Origin of the sequence: Saccharomonospora halophila 8 (assembly GCF_000383775.1) — a bacterium.
Taxonomy (GTDB): Bacteria; Actinomycetota; Actinomycetes; order Mycobacteriales; family Pseudonocardiaceae; genus Saccharomonospora; species Saccharomonospora halophila.
The window spans coordinates 50,481-52,981 of record NZ_KB912579.1; the positions used below are offsets into that span (position 1 = coordinate 50,481).

At 72.6% G+C, this 2,501-nt stretch carries 3 protein-coding genes; all 3 read left to right on the forward strand.

Annotation, left to right across the window (positions count from 1 at the left end):
- Nucleotides 1–267: 267 nt before the first annotated feature.
- Nucleotides 268–549 carry a metal-sensitive transcriptional regulator gene (locus tag SACHA_RS0117810; RefSeq protein WP_019811971.1) on the forward strand — a complete coding sequence of 94 codons (282 nt, stop codon included), beginning with the start codon at nt 268–270 and terminating at the stop codon, nt 547–549.
- A gap of 69 nt (nt 550–618) precedes the next feature.
- Nucleotides 619–834, forward strand: a complete 216-nt coding sequence (locus SACHA_RS0117815) for a heavy-metal-associated domain-containing protein (RefSeq protein WP_019811972.1) — start codon at nt 619–621, stop codon at nt 832–834.
- 51 nt (nt 835–885) lie between these two features.
- Nucleotides 886–2,501: heavy metal translocating P-type ATPase (locus SACHA_RS0117820; protein WP_019811974.1), on the forward strand; the 1,616-nt coding region annotated here is incomplete at its 3' end.

Here is a 2,501-nt window from a genome sequence, read left to right on the forward strand (position 1 = left end):
CCGGCGGCCGCGTCGCCGGAGGGGGCGTCGCCGGGCCGTACCGGGACCTCGTCGGTCGAGCACACCCAACCGATCCGGAAGACGGCGCCGGTCGAGCACACGCAGCCCATCGACCGCACCGACTGAGCGAGACAGCCACGACGACGGCCCCGCGCACCGCTGACGGTGCGCGGGGCCGTCCGCTGTGCGTCGCGTCGCGTGTCGTTTGTACCCCTAGGGGGTATGGGTATAGTGTCACGGTGCCGACACGGGACGAAGGGACGACCCATGCGTGGTTACACCGGGGAGAAGGACGCGGTTCTCGCGCGGCTGCGCCGCGTCGAGGGGCAGGTGCGCGGCCTGCAACGGATGGTGGACAACGACGAGTACTGCATCGACGTGCTCACCCAGGTCTCCGCCGTGACCAAGGCGCTGCAGTCGGTCTCGCTCGGTCTGCTCGACGACCATCTCAAGCACTGTGTGGCCGAGGCGCTCACCGAGGGCGGTGACGTCGCCGACGAGAAGGTGCGCGAGGCCAGCGAGGCGATCGCGCGGCTCGTACGGTCCTGAGATGGCCGGTTCCACGCAACGACACACGACGACCGCCGCCACGTCGGCGGCGGCGAAGGAGGTTCCGCGATGACGGCGACGACCGAGGCCACCTACACGGTCACCGGAATGACCTGCGAGCACTGCGCCCGTTCGGTCACCGAGGAGGTCGCCGAGCTCCCGGACGTGACCGACGTCGACGTCGACCTGGCCGGCGGCCGGGTGACGGTCCGCAGCCGGGGTGAGATCGACAGCGGGGCGGTCCGCGCGGCCGTCGAGGAAGCCGGGTACCAGCTCAGCGCCTGACCCACCCGGGCGCCAGGAGCCCGGCGGCAGGCAGACAGGGAGGAGCGCGCGATGACGTCGGAGGTCACCGACGGCGGATCGGTGTCGACGGAGGCACCCCGGAACGAGGTGGAACTCGCGATCAGCGGGATGACGTGTGCGTCGTGTGCCAACCGTGTCGAACGCAAGCTCAACAAGCTCGACGGGGTGCGGGCCACGGTCAACTACGCGACCGAGAAGGCCACCGTCAGCTACGCCGACGGGGTGACCCCGGACACGCTGATCGGCCGGGTCGAGGCCGCGGGATACTCGGCCGCGCTGCCGCCACCCCCGGCCGACACCGGGAACACCACGACCGAGGGGGAGGCCGGTGCCGGGGCCCGCGGCGGCACGTCCGGGGATCTCACCGCGAACGCGGAGGCGGACACCGACGACACGGCACTGCGCTCGCTGCGGCAGCGCCTGATCGGCGCGGCGGTGCTGTCCGTGCCGGTGATCCTGCTGGCGATGGTCCCGCCGCTGCAGTTCACCTACTGGCAGTGGATCTCGCTCACCCTCGCCGCGCCGGTCGTGGTGTGGGCGGCGTGGCCGTTCCACCGAGCGGCGTGGACGAACCTGCGGCACGGCGCCGCGACGATGGACACGCTCATCTCCATGGGCACCCTCGCGGCGCTGCTGTGGTCGCTGTACGCGCTGCTGTTCGGCGGGGCCGGGGTGCCGGGGATGACCCACCCGTTCGAGTTCACGATCGAACGCGCGGACGGTGGGACGAACATCTACCTGGAGGTGGCGGCCGGGGTCACCACCTTCATCCTGGCCGGGCGGTACTTCGAGTCGCGGGCGAAGCGGCGCGCCGGAGCGGCCCTGCACGCGCTGCTCGAACTCGGCGCCAAGGACGTCTCCGTGCTGCACGACGGCGTCGAGCACCGGGTTCCCGTGGCGGAGCTCGCGGTCGGCGACCGGTTCGTCGTCCGGCCGGGCGAGAAGATCGCCACCGACGGGGTCGTCGAGGACGGCAGCTCCGCCGTGGACGAGAGCATGCTCACCGGCGAGTCCGTGCCGGTGGAGGTGGCGCCGGGGGACACCGTCGCCGGCGCCACCGTGAACGCGGGCGGGCGCCTGATCGTGCGCGTGTCCCAGGTCGGCAGGGACACCCAGCTCGCGCAGATGGCGCGGCTGGTCGAGCAGGCGCAGACCGGCAAGGCGCGGGTGCAGCGGCTCGCCGACCGCGTCTCCGGAGTGTTCGTCCCGATCGTGATCGCACTGGCCCTGGGCACCCTGGCGTTCTGGCTGCTCTCCGGAGCGCCCGCGTCGGCGGCGTTCACGGCGGCGGTCGCCGTGCTGATCATCGCCTGCCCGTGTGCGCTCGGGCTGGCCACGCCGACGGCGTTGCTCGTCGGCACCGGGCGCGGTGCGCAGCTCGGCATCCTGATCAAGGGGCCCGAGGTGCTCGAATCGACCCGGCGGATCGACACGGTGGTGCTCGACAAGACCGGCACCGTGACCACCGGCCGGATGGAACTGGTGGACGTGCACACGGCCGACGGCGAGGACCCCGCCGGGGTACTGCGGCTGGCGGGCGCGCTGGAGAACGCCTCGGAACACCCCGTCGCGGCGGCGGTGGCGCGGGGTGCCACCGAACGGGCCGGTGCGCTGCCCGCGGTGGAGGAGTTCACCGCCGTCGAGGG